The following is a 21,655-nucleotide window of genomic DNA, read 5'->3' on the forward strand; positions in this document are numbered from 1 at the left end:
CTGCATCAGCCAGCTCTTTCTTTTTGCATGTTGAGTGTTCTCAGCTTTTTAGTTATGACCCCGTTTGCAGGTGAAAACAAAAAGGCGCTTGCATAACATACACCTGTCATGGCCGCCATCGCTCCTGAAATCGAAACATTAAGCCACGTTGCGAAGAAATAGCCCATGACCGCCGACAGCCCACCAATCAACGCGCTGAGAATCAGCATATAAAGAAGCCGGTCTGTCAGCAAATGTGCCGCAGCAGGCGGAACAATCAGCATGGCCACAACCAATACAGCACCCACCGAATCAAAGGAAGCAACAGTCGTCAGGGACAGCATGCCCATTTGCACGTAATGAATGAGCAAAACCGGTATTCCCAAGGCTAAGGCCATTTGAGGATCAAACGAAGCGATTTTAAACTCCTTATAGCACACACTGATCAACACTACGTTTAAAACCAGAACAGATGCCAGCATCCAAAACGCTTTCGGCCCAATATCAACCCCGAATACCGTCATCGTATTCCACGGCACAAAAGCGATTTCTCCCATTAACGAGTGCTCAATATCGAGATGGACATTCGCTCCATACACAGAAAGCAATATAACCCCGATTGCAAATAAGGATGTAAACACAACTCCTATGGCAGCATCTGATTGAACCCCCTTGCTATGAAGAAGCTGAACTAAGAAAGCCGTTAACAGACCGGTTGCGGCTGCGCCGATAAACATAGAAATCCCGTCGAGATCTCCCGTCACTAGAAAAGCGCCGACAATGCCAAGCAACACTGTATGACTGATTGCGTCGGCCAGCATCGCCATGCTTCTCAGCACAAGAAATGTGCCGATCAATCCGCAGCTTACACCGACTAATACACCCGTAGCTATAATCCATGCTTCAAAACTCATTTGCGATCTGTCCCTTCTCGGCATCATGAGACGCTTTTCGACGCTCAGGCATCCGTCCATACAGCTTTAAGAGTGAATAAAGCCGCTCTCTCGTTTCTCTCGGTAAACGGTCCGGGTCAAAGTAGTCCTGATCGGATTCTATATTGGCAAGTTCCATTTCATGCATGAGAAACACTTCATACATCCGCTGCTTCAAAGCTGTGTGATAGCCTTTTTCTATCCCTTTGCTTGTGATTTGCCAAATCCCATTCTCGATACGCTCAATGCACCTCTCTTGTTCCAAGTCATTTAATGCCTTAAGGCATAATGAAAGGGATAGGCGTCTTTTCTTTCTTACACATTCAACAGTTACACAAAGATTATTCTTTTCATACTGTTCATAAATCGCCAAAAGCACTTGCTCCCTGCTTGTTCTGCGCCGCAGCCTCATCAGCCTTATGGCTTTAGCAGCCAATCCCCGCTTAGGCGCGCAAATCATTGAAAAAAGAAAGAGCAGCGTTGCAGATAAGATCATTAATGGCCCTGTCGCCATTCCCTTCATCGTGGTGCTAAGCAGGGTTCCGGCCACTCCGCTGACCCCGCCTGTAATCCCGGCAATGATGATCATCCCGGTTAATCGTTCGGTCCAATATCTCGCGGTTATGGCAGGTGTAATCAGCATAGCCGCCATTAATATCACACCAACAGTCTGAAGCCCAATGACGACAGCACAGACAATCAGACAAGCCAAAAGCCCGTTTAAAAAACGCACCGGGATTCCTAATCCCTTTGCAAACGCGAGATCAAAAGTAATCAATGTAAATTCCTTAAAGAAAACAATACATAGGAGCAGTAGAACAGCGGATATCCCTGCAATAAGGATGATATCCTGCCTGACCAATGAAGCAGCCTGGCCGAATAAAAAAGAATCAAGCCCGCTTTGGCTTCCCGCCCCCTGTTGCTGAATATATGTCAGCAGAATGATCCCGACGCCAAAAAACACAGAAAGAACAATCCCGATCGCCGAGTCCTCCTTTGTTTTTGAAAGCCGAGGAATCAGCTGAATACAAAACGTTCCGAGCAGTCCGGCGAGCGCTGCCCCCAGCAAAAAGAAAGGCAGTGATTTTTGCCCGGTGAACAGAAAAGCGAGACACACTCCCGGCAGAGCTGAATGGGCCATCGCATCGCCGATTAAACTTTGCTTTCTCAGCAGCACAAAGCTGTCCAAAACACCGCTTGCCGTCCCGAGCAAAAGCGTACCGGCCAGCACCCACTGTGTATTCGGATGCTGGAGCTGCAGCCACAAACTTTCAAACATTGCGTTCACTCCTTATGTCCTTCTGCCAGCACTTTATCTTTTAAAAACGTAAGCCTTCCTCCATATGTTTTTTGCAGGTTTTCGATCGTAAAAACGTTTTCCGCCGGTCCGAAAGCGATTTTTCTTAAATGAAGCAGTAAGATCCAATCGAAATAATCCTCGGCGGTCTGCAGATCATGATGGACGACAAGCACGGTTTTTCCTTTTTCTTTGAGTTCTGCCAACAGCGTCATAATCGCGCGCTCCGTCGCTGCATCGACACCTGCAAACGGTTCATCCATAAAATAAATGTCAGCGTTCTGGCAGAGTGCCCGGGCAAGAAACACCCGCTGCTGCTGTCCGCCTGACAGCTGGCTGATTTGCCTCTTTGCATAATCAAGCATCCCGACTTTTGTTAATGCGGCCTTCGCCATCTCCACATCCGCTTTCTTTGGCCTCTTTAATAAACCGATTCTCCCGTATCTTCCCATTAGGACGACATCGAGCGCGCTTGTGGGGAAATCCCAGTCAACCGAGCCGCGCTGCGGAACATATCCGATTCTGGTCCGCTGATCCTTATAGTCTTTGCCGTAAATAGAGATGTCTCCGGAAGCTCGGGGCACAAGACCGAGAATCGTTTTGATCAAGGTTGATTTTCCCGCGCCGTTCGGGCCGATAATGCCAATGAGTTTTCCTTCCGGCACCTGCAGCGAAATGTCCTGCAGTACAGGCTTTTTATGATAAGCAACCGTCACATTATCAAGCTCAACAGGGAACATATCCTCCACCTCTTTTCTTTATTTAAGCGCTTTAGTAATCGTGTTGATATTGTGGCGGAACATTCCTTCGTATGTGCCTTCTTTTGTGCCCTTTTCACCCATGGCATCCGAATAAAGCTGACCGCCGATTGTGACTGTATGGCCTTTTTCTTTAGCGCCTTCCACCACTGCATTGATTGATTTTTCAGATACACTGCTTTCTACGAACACAGCTTTTATTTGTTTGTCTGTCAGAAGATCAACCAGATCCTGAACATCCCTTAATCCATAGTCCGAATCTGTGCTGAGTCCCTGCAGGCCTTTTACCTTAAATCCATACTCATTCCCAAAGTACGCAAACGCATCATGAGCAGTCACAAGCACACGGCTTTTCTCCGGAATATGTGCGATCTCCTTACGCGACCACTTATCTAAATATTGCAAATCTTCTTTGTACTCTTTGGCATTTTTCCGAAAGGCATCTGCGTGCTGAGGCATTGCTTTGCTGAATTGCGCTTCAATTTCATCCACCGCATAGATCCATAACGGAATGCTGAACCAGACGTGGGGATCAAACGTCTTGCCTTCCCCCGCGGGAATAAGCTTATTTTTCGGAATGGCCTCAGCTACTGCCGCCGATTGTTTTTGTTCACCGATTTTTTGGAGGACATCCTCCATTTTCCCTTCCAAATGCAACCCGCTGTACAGAACAACATCGGCAGACATTAATTTTTTCGTGTCACCTTGGGAAGCTTTGTAAAGGTGCGGATCAACCCCCGGTCCCATTAAAGAGGTGACTTTTACATGCTTACCTCCGATGTTTTCTGCTGCATCGGCAATTTGAGATGTTGTCGCTGTCACTTGTAATTGCTGATCAGCGCTTTTTCCGGCTGAATCCGTTCCGCATCCCGTTAAAGCAAAGGTCGCAAAAAGTACTGCTGCCATCAGCCCTCGTCTCATATTTCTCCTCCTCTTTGCCATCAATGTCCGATTGTTTTATCTTATGTTGTCAGTTCTTAGACATGTGACATTAAATTAGCCAAAAGCATGTTTTATTTACACAGGACAAAAAGTTTCCTTTGTGCAAAATTATCGCGTTTGGCCATTTTTGTCAAGCTGATTTACATAAAAAAACCGGCTGGGTCAGCAGCCGGTCCAAACGAGAAGGGATGTATTCAACGAACACTTTTACTGTAACAGCACAGTGTCATTTATTCAAAATAGCAAAATGCTTTTTTCTTAACCATGCTGTGTGAAAACATCCATTTTGGTCACATATTTTCGCATAATATCTTGGTTTACCTCAACCCCTAAACCAGGCTGTTTTGACACAGAAATAAATCCATTATCAATACGAATATCAGGGGTTACAATATCTTCATCCCAATAGCGTGAGGATGAAGATATATCGCCAGGTATTGTGAATTGAGGCAGTGAAGCAAGCGCCACGTTCTGCGCTCTTGATATGCCTGTTTCCAGCATTCCTCCGCACCAAACCTGCATATGATGCTCTTTGCATAAATCATGAATTTTTAAGGCTTCTGTTAAGCCGCCGACACGAGAAGGTTTTATATTAATAATTTTGCAGCTTCCTAGCTCAATCGCCCGTCTCGCATCATCAACTGAACAAATGCTCTCATCAAGGCAAATGGGCGTTTTCAAATGTTTCTGCAAGTGGCGGTGGTCAACGATATCGTCAGCTTGGAGCGGCTGCTCAATCATCATTAAATGATAGTCATCAAGCTCCTTCAAACGGCTGATATCCTTCAGCTCATAGGATGAATTGGCATCAGCCATGAGCGGGATGTTTGGGAATCGGCTGCGGATGGCCTTGACCAATTCCACATCCTGCCCAGGCTGAATTTTAATTTTTATTCTTTGATAACCTTCTTTTTGATAGCTTTCAATTTCCTTCAGCATATCGTCAAGAGGCGCCAGGCCGACTACCACCCCGGCAGGGACTTTATCTCTTGTTCCGCCCAATGCCTCAGCAAGGGATACGCCCTTCTTTTTGGCATAGATATCCCATACAGCCGATTCAAGTCCCGCTTTTGCCATCCGGTTTCCTTTATACCGCGCCAGGCTGTCCGGCACTTCTGAAGGGTGATTGAATTCACGGCCGACGACATTTGGGATAAAAAAATCTTTTAGCATATGCAAACATGTTCCAATGGTTTCCTCGGTGTACCAAGGCGAAGAGAAAGCGGAAACTTCTCCCCAGCCTGTGACACCTGATGTATCAATGGCTTCCACGATCAGAAATTTACGCTCTTGAAGCGTTTCGATACTGTTTTTAAACGGTTTCTTTAAGTTCATGCTCAAATGGTAAAGCGTGATTTTTTCTATTTCGATCATAGCAGTTCTCCTTTACGCGCATCCTTCAGCTGATTTCGCAAGAGCTTATTAGACGCATTGCGCGGCAGGCGGTCAAGCACAAAGAATTTTGCCGGAATTTTATACTTCGCCAAGCGTTCTTTGCAGTAGTCAGTCAATTCTCCTGCGCTCACAGGCTTGTGAAGGACAAGATAGGCGTGAGGCACTTTCCCCCATTTTTTGTCCTCAGCCCCTGAAACCCCGGCTTCGGCCACAGCGGGGTGTGAAAGCAGCACTGACTCCACTTCGGCCGGATAAATGTTTTCTCCGCCGGATATGATCAGATCTGAACGTCTGTCTAATACATATAAAAAGCCTTCGCTGTCCAAATAACCAAGATCACCTGTTTTCAGCCAGCCATTTTGAAAGGAGGCTTCATTTGCGCTCTCTCGGTTAAAATAGCTTTTCATAACATTCGGGCCTTTGACCATGATTTCACCGTGTACAAACGGTTCACATGCCTGTCCGTCCCGCTCTATTTTGATTTCACATGAAAACAGCGGTTTCCCCGCAGATCCGAGCTTTTCCATACTGAATTCCGGCGACAGGGTAACAATTTGTGAGCATGTTTCTGTCATTCCATATGACTGAAAGACAGGGAATCCTTTCTCACGGCATTCCTCAAGCAATGGCAGAGGTGCAGGGCCGCCGCCGAGAAGAATGCATCTGATGGATTCAGGGCAGCGGCTTGTTTCTTCCAAAAGACTGGCCAGCATAGTCTGCACCGCAGATATCATTGTCACTTCATGCCTGTTGATAGAATCCAGCACATCACTTACGGAAAAACGCTGGTGAAGCACGACAGTCATTCCATAGATCACAGATTTGAATAATGCGGACAAGCCGCTGATATGAAAGAGCGGCAATGCGATAAGCCAGCGGTCTTGTTCTGTTATACCCAAATTAAGCGCGGACGACACCGCACTGAAATAGTGGTTTCCGAACGTTTGCTGAACTCCCTTGGGCTTTCCTGTCGTACCCGACGTATACATCAGCGTTGCCGTTGCATCCATTTGCATATAAGCTTGGATCTCAATTTCCTGTGCTGCTTCTTTCATCAATTCATCCACATCAATCGTTTGAACGATGTGTTCATACTCTTTCTTGTCAAAGTTTGAATCTGTCAGTAAAAAGCCGGATCCGGAATCCTCCAGCTGAAACACCCTTTCATGTGTTGACAGCTTCGTATTCAAAAGCACCGCCTTAACACCAAGCAAAAAACAAGCGTGAACGGCGTATACCATTTCTGCACGGTTTTGGAGCAAAATAGCCGCAGTATCCCCTTTCCGAACCGAATGAGCGGCAAGCTGTGCCGCCATTCGCTTAGACGCGGCAAATAATTCTGCAAATGTCACGGTTTGATCTCTATAGATGAGAGCGATTCTCTCAGGTGTCAGCTGTGCCCGCTGCATGAGCCAGTTAGGCTGTTCTGTCAGCATGTCATCATCTCCGAGGTAAAATGTCTGTATTGAAAAGAAAACAGCTTGGACCGCAAAGTCTCAAGCTGTTGGTTTACTAAGTATTGCTGATCACGGGAAACGAGGGAACTGTCCGAAATCAGGTTTGCGTTTTTCCTTAAAGGAATCACGGCCTTCTTTTGCTTCATCTGTTGTGTAGTAAAGAAGGGTAGCATCCCCTGCAAACTGCTGAATTCCAGCAAGTCCGTCTGTGTCCGCGTTAAACGCAGCTTTAAGAAAGCGCAGTGCGGTCGGGCTTTTTTCAAGCATTTCTTCACACCATTTAATCGTTTCTTCTTCAAGCTGTTCCAAAGGAACGACTGTGTTGACAAGACCCATGTCCAGTGCTTCCTGTGCGTTGTACTGACGGCATAGGTACCAGATTTCACGTGCTTTTTTATGTCCTACAATTCGAGCCAGGTAGCCAGAACCGTAACCTGCATCGAAGCTTCCCACTTTAGGGCCTGTTTGTCCAAAAATTGCGTTGTCCGCAGCAATTGTCAAGTCACATACGATGTGAAGCACATGGCCTCCGCCGATCGCATATCCGGACACCATCGCAACAACCGGTTTCGGGATGACGCGGATTAAACGCTGAAGATCCAATACGTTAAGACGCGGGATCTGGTCGTCTCCTACATATCCACCGTGGCCGCGAACTTTTTGGTCTCCGCCAGAACAAAATGCCTTGTCCCCTGCACCGGCAAGCACGATAACCCCAACGTTTTGGTCGTCTCTTGCGTCAGCAAACGCATCAATCATTTCAGCAACCGTTTTAGGGGTAAACGCATTATGTACCTCAGGTCGGTTGATTGTTATTTTTGCAATGCCATTATACGTTTCATACAATATCTCATCGTATGTCCGTTTTGTTTTCCATTCAGCCATATGATGACCTCCTTTTATTCTCTATGTGAATGAGTCAGATGCTTGTCAAAAACTCACTCACTATTTTACCAAACAATCGCGGCTGTTCCACATGGACCGTATGTCCTGCTTTTGGAACAATCTCTATTCTACTAGAAGGAAGCATCTTATGCACCTCTTGATTGATGGCGCAAAATTTTTCGTCCCACTCCCCGCAGATAAGAAGCACAGGAACATCTATTTCCTCTACACGGCTCCACAAGGAAGGCTGTGAACCGGTGCCCATGCCGGTTAAACTGTTCGCAAGCCCAATCTTATTGTTCCGCAGACGGCCCGATCGTATCCTGTGCCGAATATCTTCAGCCAGCCTCTGCTGAGATGAAAACAAAGGGATATTCTCCCAATACGCAACAAACGCTTTGAGCCCGTCTCGTAAAATAAAATCAGCAAGCTTCCGGTCCCGCATGATTCGTTCCCGCCGTTCCCCAAGTGTTTTGAGCCCCGGCGTCGTGCTTTCAAGCACAAGTGCCGATACCCGCTCGGGATATGTCATCGCGAAAGAGTAAGCAAGCCTTCCTCCCATAGAATACCCAATCAATTTCACTTTGTGAAGTTTTAATTGATCAAAAATCTCGGCAAGGTCAGAAACTTGCCGGCTTGTGCTGTATCTTTTCCCATTCAGCGGTGCATCGGTTTCCCCATGCCCTAAACAATCAATTTTGATCAAACGGGAATCAGGCAGCATTTCATCAAGAAAAGTCCATGATTGTTTGCTGCCGGTAAACCCGTGCAGACAGACGACGGCTTCGGAAGCATTCGGTCCCCCGTCTGCCACTGCATATCGGACACCATCTGATACCGTTATGTTTACAGTTCCCATTGTTTTTTCACTTCCCGCACAGCCTCATTCAGCATATCGCGATGAAGCTGGACTCTTGATTGGCGATCCGTTTTGATTTCAATCAAATGGAGTCCGGGCTTGTCTGCCTGCGGCGCGTAAGCTGTTTTGAATTCATCCCAAGAAGCCGGGCATGAATACGTTCCGCCGTAAAGTGCAGCCGCATGCTTGAAATCGAGCCCTGTCGGTGTGCCGAACAAATCTTCAAAGTGTGTCTTCTCAGAAGCCTGCGGCAAAAAGGAGAAAATCCCTCCTCCGTCATTATTGACAAGAATCACAGTAAGAGGAATACCCAGCTTTTTGGCCGCCAGCAGGCCGTTTAAATCGTGATAAAAAGATAAATCTCCAATCACAAGGGTAACAGGCGCTTTTGTTCCTTCACATACCCCCATGGCAGAGGAGACGACACCGTCTATCCCGTTTGCTCCCCGGTTTGAATAAATCCGGAAAGGGCGGTCCTGCTTTTCGAAAAACGTATCAACATCCCTGATCGGCATGCTGTTTCCCACAAACAGCGAGCTGTTTTCAGGCACAAGATGCTGAAGGATTCGATAGAGATTGCCTTCAAACGAAACATCTTCACTGCTGATTGTTTGCAGATGCTCGCGGAACCGCCCATTGACAAACTGCCACTTTTCCAGCCACTCTGAGGATCTGGCAGCAGCAGTAAGGCCTCCCATGATCTCCTCAGCAAAAACAGACGCATTACAATGAATCATATGCGCGCTTGCCTGTGTCGGGTCTCTCCACCCTCCATCCTCGTCAATCACTATTTGCTGAATCGCCGGATCATCCTTAAGCCATAAGAAAACCGGTTTTGAAACAGGCATCGGTCCAAACCGAATGACAACATCAGGACGAAGTTTCCGCTTCAGCTCATCATCTTTTAAAAACGAATCATACGCATCAATAACAGTGCTTTTATCATGAACACCATTCCGCAGATTAGACAGCGGATCCGCTAAAATTGGATACTGAAGCGCTTTTGACAGCGTAATAATGTTTTCCTTATCCACATCACTATGGAGCTCTCCGCAGACGATCATTCCTTTTTCAGCCTCTGCGAGCATCTCAGCCACATCAGACAGGGACTCTCGGTCAACAGACTGCGTACCCGTTTTCACAGACACATGACGGCCTGTTCTCATTCTTCCAAACGGCTCATCTGAAAGATCCGGCATCAGCGGTTCGCGCAGCGGCACATTCACATGGACAGGCCCCATCGGGCGCTTTTGTGCTTCTCCGGCAGCGCGGCTTGCCAGCGTTCGGATGTATCTCAGCATTTGCGGAGACTCTTCAGGAAGAGCAGAGTCTGTGAAAAACTTAACAAAGTTACCGAATAAGAAGTGCTGATTAATAGCCTGCGGTGCGCCTACTTCGCGCAGCTCATGAGGCCGATCAGCAGTTAACACAATAATAGGCACCCTTGAATAATGGGCTTCAACCACAGCCGGATAAAAGTTGGCCGCGGCTGTTCCAGATGTACAGATCAATAGTACGGGACGCTGCTTCGCTTTTGCCAAACCTAAGGCAAAAAATCCGGCAGATCTTTCATCAATTTGGACATGGACGCTGATATCGGGATGCGCAGCACAAAGAACAGCCAGCGGTGTAGATCTTGAGCCCGGACAAACGACGGCGTCCGTAATTCCGGAAAGGGCGAATTCATCAATAAAACTTCCGATGTAATGAGTAATCGGGTTGACTGTCAACGCCTCTCACCTCCTAATGCAGAGATCATCGGCTTCAATTTAATCTGTGTTTCTTCATATTCCGAGATTGGTTCCGAGTCTTCCACAATACCGCACCCGGCAAACAGCCTTGCTGTGCTTCCTTCGATGAGCCCTGAACGAATGGCTACCGCGAATTCCCCGTTATCCTGGCTGTCAATCCAGCCGATAGGGGCCGCATACCAGCCGCGAGACATCGGTTCAATCTCCCTGATCACGTCAACAGCTTTTTCCTGAGGTGCTCCCCCAAGCGCCGGAGTGGGATGCAACTTCTCAATTAAGTCAAAAATTGAAGCAGACTCGCGCAGCTGTCCGACAATCGGCGTAAACAGGTGCTGAACGCTTTTTGTTTTGTACAAAACAGGTCCATCAGGCTTTTCAACCTCTGAACAGCTTGATACAAAAGCATTATGAATCATACCTACCACAATATCATGCTCAAGCAGGTTTTTCTCATCGTTTAATAATTCAAGGCCTATCCGGCGGTCGTCTTCTTCATTCACGCCTCGTTTAATGGAGCCTGCCAGACAGGAAGACATGACAGTGCCGCCGTCTCTTTTGATCAGTCTTTCCGGAGACGCGCCGACAAAAGTTTTGCCTTCTTGTTCAATTGCAAAAACATAGCTTGTCTGCTGATCGTCCAGAAGCGTTTTAAGCACCGGTTCAATTTGGATTGGACCGTCAAACGTGAGCAGCAGCTCTCGGGCAAGAACAACCTTATCATATTGTTTCTCTTTAATTTGGCTTGTGGCCGTTTCGATTGCTTTCAGCCAATCATCCTTATCCAGCTCTTCGGCTGCTGCAATCACAGCCTGATCTTCTTGCTTGAAATCGGGAACCATAAATTCCGCCGCAAAAGCTTTTAAACCTTCTAAAACAGCTTCTGCGTCTTCTCCTCCGCTTACCCATCTGTTAACTGTTAAGAACGGGCCTTCAGCAGTCATCGTCAGCATAAGCGCAGGCACAAAGAAATCCCCTTCCGAGAAATGGTCCCATTGTGAACCTCTTTCTTCGCAAGGGTCAAAAGAAAATCCTCCGAATAACACAGGTCCCACTGCAGAATGCTGCAGCTTTTCTTCTTCATAAATATGAAAAGCCGTCTTTTTAAAGCGCTCCCATTGTTCAAAAACCTCACGATACCGCTCGCTGTTTTTTTGATTTGTCTGGAAAACCGCTTCTTTGCCAAGACCGACTATTGTCAATTCACTTTCAGGATCTGACCAAAAAAATCGATTGCCTGTATATTTTTTTGCTCCGTAATTGAAAAATGATAGAGGGTCAAGAGACTCGATTTGTCTCGAATAGCTTATTAAGACAGCATGGTTGACTTCTTTGGCTTTATGTAATGCATGTAGAACTTCCTTTCGGAACGTACGCTGCACCGTTGTCACCATGAGACATTCCTCCATAATCCTTAAAATGCTTTTAATACCATACACCTGTGTCTCCTTTGTGTCAAACACAGATCATGCAGTCCAAATGGCCTGCCTTACCTATTATAAACCTAATTTCAGAAATGAAAAAGAAACAAAGCTTAAATTTCTTTCTCCACTGATAGCAAAGGTTGTATCCGCTTACCATAAAAGGAAAACCTCCTATATTCCTCCACCCGCCATTTATGAAAGTTCTCAGGCGATCTGTTCATACTAAAGGTATGCATCACAGAGAAACGAGGCGATCACATTGCTTACGAAAGAACAGCTTCAGCATTTAAAAAATGAACTGGAACAAACGAAAAAAGATATCTTAAACCGTTTCAAAGACAATGATCATTTTCAGCTTAACTCAGCCTTTCCTTATGATTCGTGGGGTGAGCTTTCGGCATACGACAACCATCCCGGCGATCAGGCGACAGAACTTTACGAGCGTGAGAAAGACATCGCTCTAGACTTGCATGAGCGAGAGCACCTTCGGGACATTGAGCATTCATTGAAGGCGATAGAAAACGGTACGTATGGCATTTGTGAAGTCAGCGGAAAGGAAATCCCTTTCGAACGACTTGAAGCGCTTCCGACTGCCACAACCCTCGCGGAGTATTCGTCACAGGACGTGGTTTCCAAAGACCGTCCGATTGAAGAAGAAACACCATTCGGGCAATTTGAATTTGATGATGATGAAGAAATCAGAGCGCCATATGACAGTGAGGATTCCTATCAGGATGTCGAAAAATATGGGAACTCACAAACGCCGCAGGATATGGAAAACCCTCCGCTCAGCTATGATGATATGACGATGAATGCCGAAGAGAATATCGGCAATACGGAGTCTTACGAAAATTTCATCGCTACAGATATCACTGGAAAAGAAATTACCGTTTATCAAAGCAGAGCCCATGAGCGCTATGAAGAAGAACTTGACGAAGAGGGAATCATGACCACATTCGGCGATCTCCACGCTGATTGAACCCCCGATTATTGGGGGTTCTTTTCCGTTTTCAGCATATCGTAAATTAGCTTCAGATAATCCTTTTGCAGACCGATGTCATACCGCTCGCCCTCTAGCAATTTCCCGTATACGGTACATGCCCCGAGCGAAGCTTTTATCGCATCCGTTACCTGCACTTCTCCTCCGCTGCCAGCTTCTAATGCCTCCAGCTCATTAAAAATATCCGGTGTGAAAATATAACGCCCTGCTGCTGCAAAATGAGACGGAGGGTTTTGTTTAGGCTTTTCCACAATATCCTGTATGCGATAAAGCCCTTTTTCAACAGGCTCCCCTTTTATCACCCCGTAATGATGTAAATCCTCCGTTTTTGTTTCTTTTAAGCCGATTACACTGGACTGATATTTCGTATATGCTTCAATCAGCTGCCCCAAAGCCGGCTGATTGGCGGAAAAAATCAGATCATCTGGCAAAACGACGGCAAAAGGCTCTCCGCCTGCAAATTGCTTTCCGAAAGAAATGGCGTCGCCAAGACCCTTTGCATAAGGCTGGCGCACATAGTGAATCCGTATATCCGGAATGGGATGCTCTCTAAGTAAATGCAGTTTATTCTTAGAGGCCAAAAAAGCCTCAAGTGCCAAAGAGGAATCAAAATAGTCGACAATCAGATTTTTATGGCTCGATACAACCATCAAAATGTCCTCAATGCCTGACTCCTTTAATTCTTCAACAAGATAATGAATCACAGGCTTAGATCCTACTGGAAACATTTCTTTCGGAATCACCTTCGTCACCGGCAGATTTCTCGTGCCGAATCCGCCTGCAGGAATGATCGCTTTTTTTATCATGGTATTTTCCCCTCAGCTCATGTTTATTACATGATATTCCAAGAGCGCATCCCGATGTTTGTACATCTGAAATTAGGCGGAAGCAACTGGGCAGAAAGCGGAATCACGAACCAGCCCTTTTTTAATAGGATATTGATATATGACCAGTAATCTTGTAAAGGAGCTCAGGTGATGAAAATTTGTGTGGTTGGCGCCGGGTATGTCGGTTTAACCCTATCAGCGGCACTGGCATCCATCGGACATGACATGATATGCACAGACAAAGACGTCAAAAAAATCGGGCAGCTGAAAAAAGGAGTCATTCCCTTTTACGAGCCTGGGCTTTCAGATGCAATACTTCGTTGCGGCAATCTCTCGTTTTCTTCTGAAGTGAAATCGAGCATGGAGGAATGTCCCGTTATTTTTATCGCAGTCGGAACTCCGCCGCGTTCGGACGGATCAGCTGATACGAAAGCCCTGCAGTCCGTCATCGGTGATTTAAGCGAGGCGATCCGATCGTATAAAACCATTATTACGAAAAGCACTGTTCCGCCCGGGACAAATGAAAACATAGCAAAACAGCTGATTGCCTCCGGAGTGTCTAAAAACCTCTTTAATATCGTATCCAATCCGGAGTTTCTGCGGGAAGGCAATGCCTTATATGACATGCTGCATCCTGACAAAACAGTCATCGGTGTTCAGGAAGAAGATCACGTATCGGCAGCCATCGTCAAATCCATTTACAAACACATTGATACCCCTTTTATCGTTACAAGCTTAGCGGGAGCAGAGCTGATCAAATATGCCAACAATTTCTTTTTAGCGGCCAAAATTTCGTTCATTAACGAAATGGCCCGCATATGTGAAGCCTATCAATCAGATATCTCAGATATTTCCCGCGCTATCGGTCTAGACCCAAGGATCGGGAAGCACTTTTTGCAGGCAGGCATCGGATACGGAGGCTCTTGTTTTCCAAAGGATCTGCAGGCGCTGCAATTTGCTGCCCAGGAAAAAAACACGGAGACCTTCCTGCTCCGGGCCGTGCAGCACATTAATGACACCCAGCTTGGCCTGTATATCAAAAAAATACAGTCATTCTTCGAAACACTTCAAGGCAAGAAAGCGGCTGTACTCGGCATTTCCTTCAAACCGAATACTGATGACATCCGGAATTCTCAGGCTGTCAGACTGATGGAAAGGCTGGCGGAGCTGGGATGTGATGTTCATGCATATGATCCTGAAGCTGTACTTCCAGAACATTTGCGGCAACATGTAACTCAGCATTCTCAAGCTTTTGATGCGATCGAAGAGAGTGACTTTTTATTTTTGGCGACAGAATGGCCTGAGTTTTTAGCGTTTGATTGGAAAAAGGCTGCAGATATCATGAAAGGGCGTCTTGTGATTGACGGACGCAACGTACTAAAAAAAGAACTGATCGAGGCTTGCGGCCTGATCTGTACGGGAGTTGGCCGTCCATGAAAATACTCGTCACGGGAGCAGCGGGCTTTATCGGCTCCCACCTCTGCGAAGAATTACTAAAAGATAAGAAACATAACGTTATTGGAATCGATGACTTTATCGGTCCTACTCCATTTTCCTTGAAATTAAAAAACCTTAAAAACCTGCTGCCGGAAAAGCGATTTACGTTCATAAAGGAAAATCTGCTGACAGCGGATCTTGCTCCCTTACTGGAAGGAGTGGACGTCATCTTTCATTTGGCGGCCATACCGGGTGTCCGCTCAAGCTGGGGCAATCATTTTCACCCATATGCCGCACATAATATCCAAGCGCTCCAAAGGCTCCTCGAGGCGTGCCGGGAACATTCTATTCAAACGTTCGTCTTTGCATCCACCTCTTCCGTCTATGGCGAAAAACAAGGAAAAGTCAGCGAAAACACGTCGCTTTCTCCTTTATCTCCGTACGGGGTAACAAAGCTTACGGGAGAAAAGCTTTGCCATGTGTATAAACAGAGCTTTGGCATTCCAATTGTGATTCTCCGTTTTTTTACCGTATACGGGCCAAGACAGCGGCCGGATATGGCTTTTCACCGGCTCATTAAGCAGCACCTTCAGCAAAAGCCGCTTACCATCTTCGGTGATGGGCAGCAGTCAAGAGATTTCACTTATATCAGCGACTGTGTCAAAGGCATCACCGCTGTTCTTGGGAAACCCCACCTTATTGGTGAAACAGTAAATATCGGCGGCGCAGAGCGTGCCTCAGTCTTAAAAGTTGTCTCCCTCATTGAGGATATTTCCGGGAGAAAAGCAACACTGCACTTTTCGGACAAAATAGCAGGGGAACCGAGCAACACGTGGGCGGATATTTCAAAAGCAAAACAGCTCTTGCATTATAATCCCGCCACATCCTTAAAGGATGGCTTGACCAACGAAATCGCCTATTTATCGTCGCTGTATCAGGGGGAATAAAAATGAAGCTTGCCTTTATCTGTACAGAAAAGCTGCCGGCGCCCGCAGTACGCGGCGGCGCTATTCAAATGATGATTGACGGTGTCACGCCCTATTTCAGCAGCAGGTACGACCTGACCATTTTTTCAATAGAAGATCCATCGCTCCCAAATAGAGAAACAAAAGACGGCGTACATTATATCCATCTGCCAAAAGAACATTACCGCGAGGCGGTAGCCGAAGAGCTGCGAGCCTCTTCCTTTGACCTCATTCATGTGTTCAACAGGCCTTTAAATGTCTCTTTATATAAAAAAGCCTCACCACACAGCAAGATCGTTCTGAGCCTGCATAACGAAATGTTTTCAGAAAAAAAAATGACCTTCGCGCAAGGAAAAGAAGTACTCGACAATGTCTCCATGATCACAACTGTGAGCGAATTTATTAAACAAACCGTCATTGAACGTTTCCCTGAAGCCGAGGACATCACAAAAGTTGTGTATTCCGGCGTTGATTTAAACTCTTATCCGCCCGTCTGGACGATGAAAGGCTCGGCTGTCAGAAAAACATACCGGAAAAAATACGGTATTGAAGATAAAAAAGTTATTTTATTCGCCGGCCGCTTAAGCCCGACAAAAGGACCTCACCTTCTCATTCACAGCATGAGACGGATTTTGCAGCAGCACCCTGATGCTGTACTGGTCATAGCAGGCGGGAAGTGGTTCAGCGATGACAGCGAAAACCAATATGTCACCTATCTGCGCACGCTGGCGCTGCCATACAGAGACCACATAATCTTTACAAAATTCATTCCCGCAGACGACATCCCAAACCTATTTCTGATGGCAGATGTATTTGTGTGCAGCTCTCAGTGGAACGAACCCCTCGCCCGTGTGAATTATGAAGCAATGGCGGCCGGCACGCCCTTAATTACCACAAACCGGGGCGGAAACGGTGAAGTCGTAAAACACGAAGTCACTGGCCTTGTCATCGACAGATACAACAAACCTTCTTCATTTGCAAAAGCAATTGACAGAGCCTTTACAGATCAAGAATTAATGAACAAAATGACAAAAAACGCCCGAAAGCATGTAGAAGCTTTATTTACCTTTACCCATGCTGCCAAAAGGCTCAATACTGTTTACCAATCCGTTCTGACCCCGAAAAACAAACAATTTCCGCCGCCTTTTCTGACGCAAAATTTTGATTTATCATCTATCAATCAGCTTTTTGTGAAAGCAAAAACATAAAACCTACAGCTCGTGTTGCAAAACGGGCTGTTTTTTCGCTGCAGAGAACTTAAAAAAAGGCATAAATGTGACTTTATGCCTTGCGCTTTACGGTTTGAGAAAACCATGGAGCTGGTTTAGATTCACTTGGAAGAATGATGATTTCCACTTTAGCTTCTTCCGCTAAGTCTGGTTCTTCATCTTCATCCTCTTCTTCATATGGGGGCGCTGAGCGTTTCGAATCACGCTCCTCCTCAGGCTCCAGAGTGGTTTCGAATTTTGTTTCTTCTTCATCATCGAAGATTTTGTGATCTGTTTCCTTTTCCTTCGTTTCTTTTTGATATTCTTTCGGTGCATTGATGTGAGGGAGCTCTCGAATGCTGCCCACATCTAAATGCTTCTCCTCTTCTTCCTTCTCAGCTGACATTGAGTCATGAGCCTGCCACCCCATCGGTCCAGGCGGTGTAAATACGAATTGGTCGAGATCCAGTTTAGAAATAGAGGCTTTTTGTCTCGATGACCTCATGTCAATTCGCCTCCCGATACGCTTTTATCTTTTTATACAGTTCCGGCAGTTTATCCAAAAACGAATCTTTAGATTCTTCAACAGAAATCATGTTTTGCAGCGCCCAGTTATACTTCTCATCTGACCATGTTTTCTTTTGCTTCAAATAATATTTGTGCCCGATTGCACAGAACAAATGCGGAAACGCGAGATCAATCCAAAGTACCTCGTACTGTTTTTCTGTGAGCGGATACACTGCGTCGTAGGCCGCAAGCAGTGCAACCATGAAATCAGTATCCCATACAGAAAGCTTAACCATCACTTTATTCAGCAGAATACGAAGGTCTCTTGACGGCAAATCGTAGGTAATCGAGTGAAGCTCCTTTAAAAAAGGCTCCCCTTCGATCTCAGTCAAACGTGCCAATGTAAAATCCTGAAAACAGAATCCGCCATGCTCGAGCGTCTCTTTTGTCCAGGTTTCGTATTCTGAGTCATCAAGCGCTCTGAAAGCTTCTTTTCCTCTTGCCAGCATTTTATCAGCATGTTTTAAGAAAGTTTGCGAAAATACGTCATCAGGATAGGATGCTGCGATCTGCATATTCCCCTCCAGTTCCTGCAGCTTCCAACGGTACAATTTGTGCCATTTTCCCAGCCTGCTTCTCTTCTTGCTTTCATCTGTGCAAACATATCCTTTTGAGGCATGTTGAAAATGGCCGGCAAATGACATGACTTTTTTCATTTGCTCTGCATCATAGTAAATCATTTCTTTTCCTGTCACTTTGTCATATAAGCTGTAAGAAACCTGATCCGTGCCCAAGCAGCTACCGCCATTTTTTGTTTGATGAATCGGCGCTATAGCCAGCCCTTTCTCTTGTAAATGGGCGTGTGCCTGAGTGATAAAAAGCATCCGCTCCGGTTTCAGTTGCGCTTCTTTTAGCAGCTTTGGGCCATGATCAGTTTCGACTTCCCAGATTTTGCGCCCGCTTTTGTTCGATTTCAGCGCCACATGGTCGATATGAAACGGATAATAGCTGAGAATTTCGGACACAATCTGTTCTTCATGCTCTTTTTGGTACACTCTGTTCACCCCTTCTATCTGTTCTTTTCATAGACGCTGAGCAGATTTTCAGCCACCCTCTGCCAGCCAAAATTGCTTTCTGCCTCACGGCGGCTGTATTTCCCAAGCCGTTCCCGCTTTTCCGAACTGCTCAGCAAATCATTGATACGTTCGGCATATTGTTTAGGATTTTCAAAGTCATGAATGATGTAGCCGTTTTTCCCTTCCTCTATGACCTCTGGATTGCCTCCCCGATTGCTTGTAATAATAGGAAGTCCCGCAGCCATCGCTTCATAATGCACCCTTGCTAAAGGCTCCTGCCATTGCGAAGAGCATACAAATACATCTGACATGGTATAAAGGCGCGGAATGTCCTTTGGCTTCACAAATTGAATAAATGTGACATGATCCTTTTGCATCGCACCAAGGGTATGAAGATGTTTAACATAGTTATTTAATTCATTATCTCCGAACCATTTTGACCCGATAAACACCATCATGACATCGGGGTGCTCCTCAATGATGTCCGGCAAAGCCTGCAATAATATGTGCGGGCCTTTGACTTTGCTAAGCCGGCCGACAAACAAGACGATTTTTTTGCCGTGAAGCCCCAGCTCGCTACGCATCTCTTCGCGAGCCCGCTGCCCTTCATTCGTCCAGCGAGGGTGGTACGTTTTTAAATCCACACCAGAATACACCGTTTTTGTTTTTGATCGTGCTGACGGAAAACGGCTTGTGATCGTCTGTCCGATATAATCGCTGACCGTAACAATCTGCGCTACGGAGTCGATGCAAATCTCGCCTTCCGCCTGGCTGATTTTATCGTAAGCGAACATTTCATTGTGAACGCTTAAAATAAAAACAGCATCCGGCGCCTGTTTCTTCAATTTCGGAACCCAGCTTGGGCGATTACAAACATGCACAAGATCAAAACGGCTCTTTTTCAGCTCTGCTCCAACGGCTTCTTCATAACGGTCTTCATCCAAATGCACATAATGGACACCGTCTACCTTCTCTCTATCAGCGAGATTCGGATCTTTAATAGAAAACACAGTCACCTCATGTTTTTTGGCAATTAAAGGGGCAACCGCTTCGAGGTAGATTTGAATGGCGCCTCCTCGAACCGATGGGACAGGAAGCTTCTCTGTGGCGATCAGTGCTATTTTCATACATAGCCTCCATTCCTGCATGATTTTTAACTAGTTAGAATCATGATACGGCTGAACAACCAACTTGTGCGGAATGGGACTGCCCTAAAAACAAAACGGGTAAACAACCAGATTCATCTATTAAATATAGTCAAATAACTCAATCATTTTTTCCTTTTGATTCATAAGGTAGGAGTAAAACAGGTAAGGATGTGTCCTTTAATGGCAGAAAACCATGAAGTCATTGAGGAGGGGAATTCATCAGAGCTTCCTTTATCAGCAGAAGATGCAAAAAAATTAACGGAGCTGGCTGAAAATGTGCTTCAAGGATGGGATGTGCAGGCTGAAAAAATAGACGTCATTCAGGGAAACCAGATGGCGCTTGTCTGGAAGGTCCACACAGACTCCGGCGCGGTTTGTCTAAAACGAATACACAGGCCAGAAAAGAAAGCGTTGTTTTCCATTTTCGCGCAGGACTATTTAGCAAAAAAAGGCATGAATGTTCCTGGCATACTCCCAAACAAAAAAGGTAGCCTATATTCTAAGCACGGCTCATTTCTATTTGTCGTATATGACTGGATCGAAGGAAGGCCGTTTGAGCTGACTGTAAAGCAGGACTTGGAGTTTATCATGAAAGGCCTTGCTGATTTTCATACAGCTTCCGTCGGATATCAGCCGCCAAATGGCGTTCCCGTATTTACCAAATTAGGTCGCTGGCCGAATCACTACACGAAACGATGCAAACAGATGGAAACGTGGAAGCTGATGGCGGAGGCGGAAAATGAAGATCCTTTCTCACAGCTTTATCTTCAGGAGATAGATGGCTTTATTGAAGACGGGCTGCGCATCAAAGACCGGCTTTTGCAGTCGACCTATGTTCCATGGACTGAACAGCTGAAAAAAAGCCCTAACCTTTGCCACCAGGATTACGGAACCGGAAATACACTCTTAGGGGAAAATGAACAGATTTGGGTCATTGACTTAGATACCGTTTCATTTGATCTGCCTATTCGCGATTTGCGCAAAATGATTATTCCGCTTTTGGATACGACGGGCGTTTGGGATGAAGAAACATTTAATGTCATGCTGAACGCATACGAATCCAGAGCCCCATTAACTGAAGAACAAAAACAAGTCATGTTTATTGATATGCTGTTTCCTTACGAGCTTTACGATGTCATTCGCGAAAAATACGTCCGCAAGTCGGCTTTACCGAAGGAAGAATTAGAATCAGCTTTTGAGTATGAACGCATTAAAGCAAACGCATTGAAGCAGCTTATTTAAGACCATCATTTCCCCCGCATATCGGGGGTTTGATCTTTATAAGATAAAGGGTAAATAAATACATGCGGAGGTTGCAAATATGAAAAAGATTGTCGGCGCTTTAGCCGTTTTTGTGATTACATATGCGCTGTTTTCAGCCGCAGGCTACCTGTTTCCTGTGGACCAAGAATGGTACAATTCATTGAAAAAACCGGACTGGACGCCAAGCGGAACTGCGATCGGCATCATTTGGGCCATCCTGTTTGCCCTGATCTCCCTTTCAGCAGCCATTGTATATGCTGCGTTTTCATTTAAAGGTGCGAAAAGCTTTTGGTTTACACTTTTGATAAATTACGTGCTCAATCAAGCCTTCAGCTATTTCCAGTTTACGCAAAAAAATCTGCTGGCTGCATCGCTTGACTGCCTGCTTGTCGCCATCACAGCAATCGTATTACTGATCATTGCCAAAAAATACAGCAGAGCCGCAAGCTATCTTCTTTTGCCTTATTTTTTATGGAGTGCATTTGCGACGTTCTTATCCTTTACAATCAATTCAATGAATCTGTGAACAAAAAAAGCCGCTTATACAG

General features: G+C 45.9%; 20 protein-coding genes. 6 read left to right on the plus strand and 14 right to left on the minus strand.

Annotation, left to right across the window (positions count from 1 at the left end; all coding sequences use genetic code 11):
• Positions 1-5: 5 nt before the first annotated feature.
• The 10 genes from mntD to CW370_RS15780 all read right to left on the minus strand — a co-directional run bounded on the left by mntD (position 6) and on the right by CW370_RS15780 (position 11,646).
• A complete protein-coding gene (gene mntD / locus CW370_RS15735; protein ID WP_101169795.1) occupies positions 6-893 on the minus strand; it encodes a manganese ABC transporter permease MntD in 888 nt (295 codons plus the stop codon).
• Complete coding sequence (gene mntC, locus CW370_RS15740) at positions 883-2,190, minus strand: manganese ABC transporter permease MntC (protein ID WP_101169796.1); 1,308 nt, start codon at positions 2,188-2,190, stop codon at positions 883-885. Before mntC ends, mntD begins: the two co-directional genes overlap by 11 nt.
• 5 nt (positions 2,191-2,195) lie before the next feature.
• The gene (mntB, locus tag CW370_RS15745) at positions 2,196-2,948 is read right to left on the minus strand and encodes a manganese ABC transporter ATP-binding protein MntB (protein ID WP_070547671.1); all 753 of its coding nucleotides are present in this window, start codon (positions 2,946-2,948) and stop codon (positions 2,196-2,198) included.
• 18 nt (positions 2,949-2,966) lie between these two features.
• Entirely contained in the window at positions 2,967-3,887 is a 921-nt protein-coding gene (gene mntA, locus CW370_RS15750) for a manganese ABC transporter substrate-binding protein/adhesin MntA (RefSeq protein WP_101169797.1), read from the minus strand.
• A 279-nt stretch (positions 3,888-4,166) separates the two neighbouring features.
• A complete protein-coding gene (gene menC, locus CW370_RS15755; RefSeq protein WP_101169798.1) occupies positions 4,167-5,282 on the minus strand; it encodes an o-succinylbenzoate synthase in 1,116 nt (371 codons plus the stop codon).
• Entirely contained in the window at positions 5,279-6,739 is a 1,461-nt protein-coding gene (locus CW370_RS15760; protein ID WP_101169799.1) for an o-succinylbenzoate--CoA ligase, read from the minus strand. The genes menC and CW370_RS15760 overlap by 4 nt, the downstream gene beginning before the upstream one ends.
• A 90-nt stretch (positions 6,740-6,829) precedes the next feature.
• Positions 6,830-7,645: a 1,4-dihydroxy-2-naphthoyl-CoA synthase gene (gene menB / locus CW370_RS15765; RefSeq protein ID WP_003229054.1), complete on the minus strand. Its 816-nt coding sequence runs from the start codon at positions 7,643-7,645 to the stop codon at positions 6,830-6,832.
• Between the two features lie 34 nt (positions 7,646-7,679).
• On the minus strand, positions 7,680-8,504 hold the full coding sequence (gene menH / locus CW370_RS15770; RefSeq protein WP_029727103.1) for a 2-succinyl-6-hydroxy-2,4-cyclohexadiene-1-carboxylate synthase: 825 nt from the start codon (positions 8,502-8,504) through the stop codon (positions 7,680-7,682).
• Positions 8,492-10,234 (minus strand): 2-succinyl-5-enolpyruvyl-6-hydroxy-3-cyclohexene-1-carboxylic-acid synthase, encoded by a 1,743-nt coding sequence (gene menD, locus CW370_RS15775; protein WP_024572710.1) that lies wholly within the window; start codon positions 10,232-10,234, stop codon positions 8,492-8,494. Before menD ends, menH begins: the two co-directional genes overlap by 13 nt.
• A complete protein-coding gene (locus tag CW370_RS15780) occupies positions 10,231-11,646 on the minus strand; it encodes an isochorismate synthase (RefSeq protein WP_015251378.1) in 1,416 nt (471 codons plus the stop codon). The genes menD and CW370_RS15780 overlap by 4 nt, the downstream gene beginning before the upstream one ends.
• A gap of 289 nt (positions 11,647-11,935) precedes the next feature.
• Between CW370_RS15780 and CW370_RS15790 the strand changes: the two genes are divergently transcribed.
• The gene (locus CW370_RS15790; RefSeq protein WP_003229046.1) at positions 11,936-12,655 is read left to right on the plus strand and encodes a yteA family sporulation protein; all 720 of its coding nucleotides are present in this window, start codon (positions 11,936-11,938) and stop codon (positions 12,653-12,655) included.
• Between the two features lie 8 nt (positions 12,656-12,663).
• Here CW370_RS15790 and CW370_RS15795 read toward each other — a convergent pair whose 3' ends face one another.
• Positions 12,664-13,482: a UTP--glucose-1-phosphate uridylyltransferase gene (locus CW370_RS15795; RefSeq protein ID WP_101169800.1), complete on the minus strand. Its 819-nt coding sequence runs from the start codon at positions 13,480-13,482 to the stop codon at positions 12,664-12,666.
• 171 nt (positions 13,483-13,653) lie between these two features.
• Between CW370_RS15795 and CW370_RS15800 the strand changes: the two genes are divergently transcribed.
• The 3 genes from CW370_RS15800 to CW370_RS15810 are packed head-to-tail and all read left to right on the plus strand — an operon-like array spanning position 13,654 to position 17,113.
• Positions 13,654-14,940 carry a UDP-glucose dehydrogenase family protein gene (locus CW370_RS15800; RefSeq protein WP_029946481.1) on the plus strand — a complete coding sequence of 429 codons (1,287 nt, stop codon included), beginning with the start codon at positions 13,654-13,656 and terminating at the stop codon, positions 14,938-14,940.
• A complete protein-coding gene (locus CW370_RS15805; RefSeq protein ID WP_024572915.1) occupies positions 14,937-15,887 on the plus strand; it encodes an NAD-dependent epimerase/dehydratase family protein in 951 nt (316 codons plus the stop codon). The genes CW370_RS15800 and CW370_RS15805 overlap by 4 nt, the downstream gene beginning before the upstream one ends.
• A 2-nt stretch (positions 15,888-15,889) precedes the next feature.
• Complete coding sequence (locus CW370_RS15810; RefSeq protein WP_029946480.1) at positions 15,890-17,113, plus strand: glycosyltransferase family 4 protein; 1,224 nt, start codon at positions 15,890-15,892, stop codon at positions 17,111-17,113.
• A 73-nt stretch (positions 17,114-17,186) separates the two neighbouring features.
• On the opposite strand, the gene CW370_RS15815 is transcribed toward CW370_RS15810, so the two are convergent.
• Genes CW370_RS15815 through cotSA form a run of 3 tightly spaced genes read right to left on the minus strand, consistent with a single transcriptional unit; the run spans position 17,187 to position 19,823 of the window.
• Complete coding sequence (locus tag CW370_RS15815) at positions 17,187-17,618, minus strand: hypothetical protein (RefSeq protein ID WP_024573110.1); 432 nt, start codon at positions 17,616-17,618, stop codon at positions 17,187-17,189.
• A 1-nt stretch (position 17,619) separates the two neighbouring features.
• Entirely contained in the window at positions 17,620-18,675 is a 1,056-nt protein-coding gene (cotS, locus tag CW370_RS15820) for a spore coat putative kinase CotS (protein ID WP_101169801.1), read from the minus strand.
• 14 nt (positions 18,676-18,689) lie between these two features.
• Positions 18,690-19,823 carry a spore coat protein CotSA gene (gene cotSA, locus CW370_RS15825; protein ID WP_003229028.1) on the minus strand — a complete coding sequence of 378 codons (1,134 nt, stop codon included), beginning with the start codon at positions 19,821-19,823 and terminating at the stop codon, positions 18,690-18,692.
• A gap of 189 nt (positions 19,824-20,012) precedes the next feature.
• On the opposite strand from cotSA, the gene cotI reads away from it, so the two are divergent.
• Positions 20,013-21,086: a spore coat kinase CotI gene (gene cotI / locus CW370_RS15830; protein WP_080262694.1), complete on the plus strand. Its 1,074-nt coding sequence runs from the start codon at positions 20,013-20,015 to the stop codon at positions 21,084-21,086.
• A gap of 79 nt (positions 21,087-21,165) precedes the next feature.
• Positions 21,166-21,633 carry a TspO/MBR family protein gene (locus CW370_RS15835; RefSeq protein WP_003229024.1) on the plus strand — a complete coding sequence of 156 codons (468 nt, stop codon included), beginning with the start codon at positions 21,166-21,168 and terminating at the stop codon, positions 21,631-21,633.
• Positions 21,634-21,655 lie beyond the last annotated feature (22 nt).

This window comes from Bacillus sp. SN32, from assembly GCF_002837495.1.
Classification (GTDB): Bacteria; Bacillota; Bacilli; order Bacillales; family Bacillaceae; genus Bacillus; species Bacillus subtilis.

Bases quoted from the DNA above. Each gene is read 5' to 3' on its own strand.
- mntD (WP_101169795.1), bottom strand. From the start codon at position 893: ATGAGTTTTGAAGCATGGATTATAGCTACGGGTGTATTAGTCGGTGTA.
- mntC (WP_101169796.1), bottom strand. From the start codon at position 2,190: ATGTTTGAAAGTTTGTGGCTGCAGCTCCAGCATCCGAATACACAGTGG.
- mntB (WP_070547671.1), bottom strand. From the start codon at position 2,948: ATGTTCCCTGTTGAGCTTGATAATGTGACGGTTGCTTATCATAAAAAG.
- mntA (WP_101169797.1), bottom strand. From the start codon at position 3,887: ATGAGACGAGGGCTGATGGCAGCAGTACTTTTTGCGACCTTTGCTTTA.
- menC (WP_101169798.1), bottom strand. From the start codon at position 5,282: ATGATCGAAATAGAAAAAATCACGCTTTACCATTTGAGCATGAACTTA.
- CW370_RS15760 (WP_101169799.1), bottom strand. From the start codon at position 6,739: ATGCTGACAGAACAGCCTAACTGGCTCATGCAGCGGGCACAGCTGACA.
- menB (WP_003229054.1), bottom strand. From the start codon at position 7,645: ATGGCTGAATGGAAAACAAAACGGACATACGATGAGATATTGTATGAA.
- menH (WP_029727103.1), bottom strand. From the start codon at position 8,504: ATGGGAACTGTAAACATAACGGTATCAGATGGTGTCCGATATGCAGTG.
- CW370_RS15780 (WP_015251378.1), bottom strand. From the start codon at position 11,646: ATGGTGACAACGGTGCAGCGTACGTTCCGAAAGGAAGTTCTACATGCA.
- CW370_RS15795 (WP_101169800.1), bottom strand. From the start codon at position 13,482: ATGATAAAAAAAGCGATCATTCCTGCAGGCGGATTCGGCACGAGAAAT.
- CW370_RS15800 (WP_029946481.1), top strand. From the start codon at position 13,654: ATGAAAATTTGTGTGGTTGGCGCCGGGTATGTCGGTTTAACCCTATCA.
- CW370_RS15805 (WP_024572915.1), top strand. From the start codon at position 14,937: ATGAAAATACTCGTCACGGGAGCAGCGGGCTTTATCGGCTCCCACCTC.
- CW370_RS15810 (WP_029946480.1), top strand. From the start codon at position 15,890: ATGAAGCTTGCCTTTATCTGTACAGAAAAGCTGCCGGCGCCCGCAGTA.
- CW370_RS15815 (WP_024573110.1), bottom strand. From the start codon at position 17,618: ATGAGGTCATCGAGACAAAAAGCCTCTATTTCTAAACTGGATCTCGAC.
- cotSA (WP_003229028.1), bottom strand. From the start codon at position 19,823: ATGAAAATAGCACTGATCGCCACAGAGAAGCTTCCTGTCCCATCGGTT.
- cotI (WP_080262694.1), top strand. From the start codon at position 20,013: ATGTGTCCTTTAATGGCAGAAAACCATGAAGTCATTGAGGAGGGGAAT.
- CW370_RS15835 (WP_003229024.1), top strand. From the start codon at position 21,166: ATGAAAAAGATTGTCGGCGCTTTAGCCGTTTTTGTGATTACATATGCG.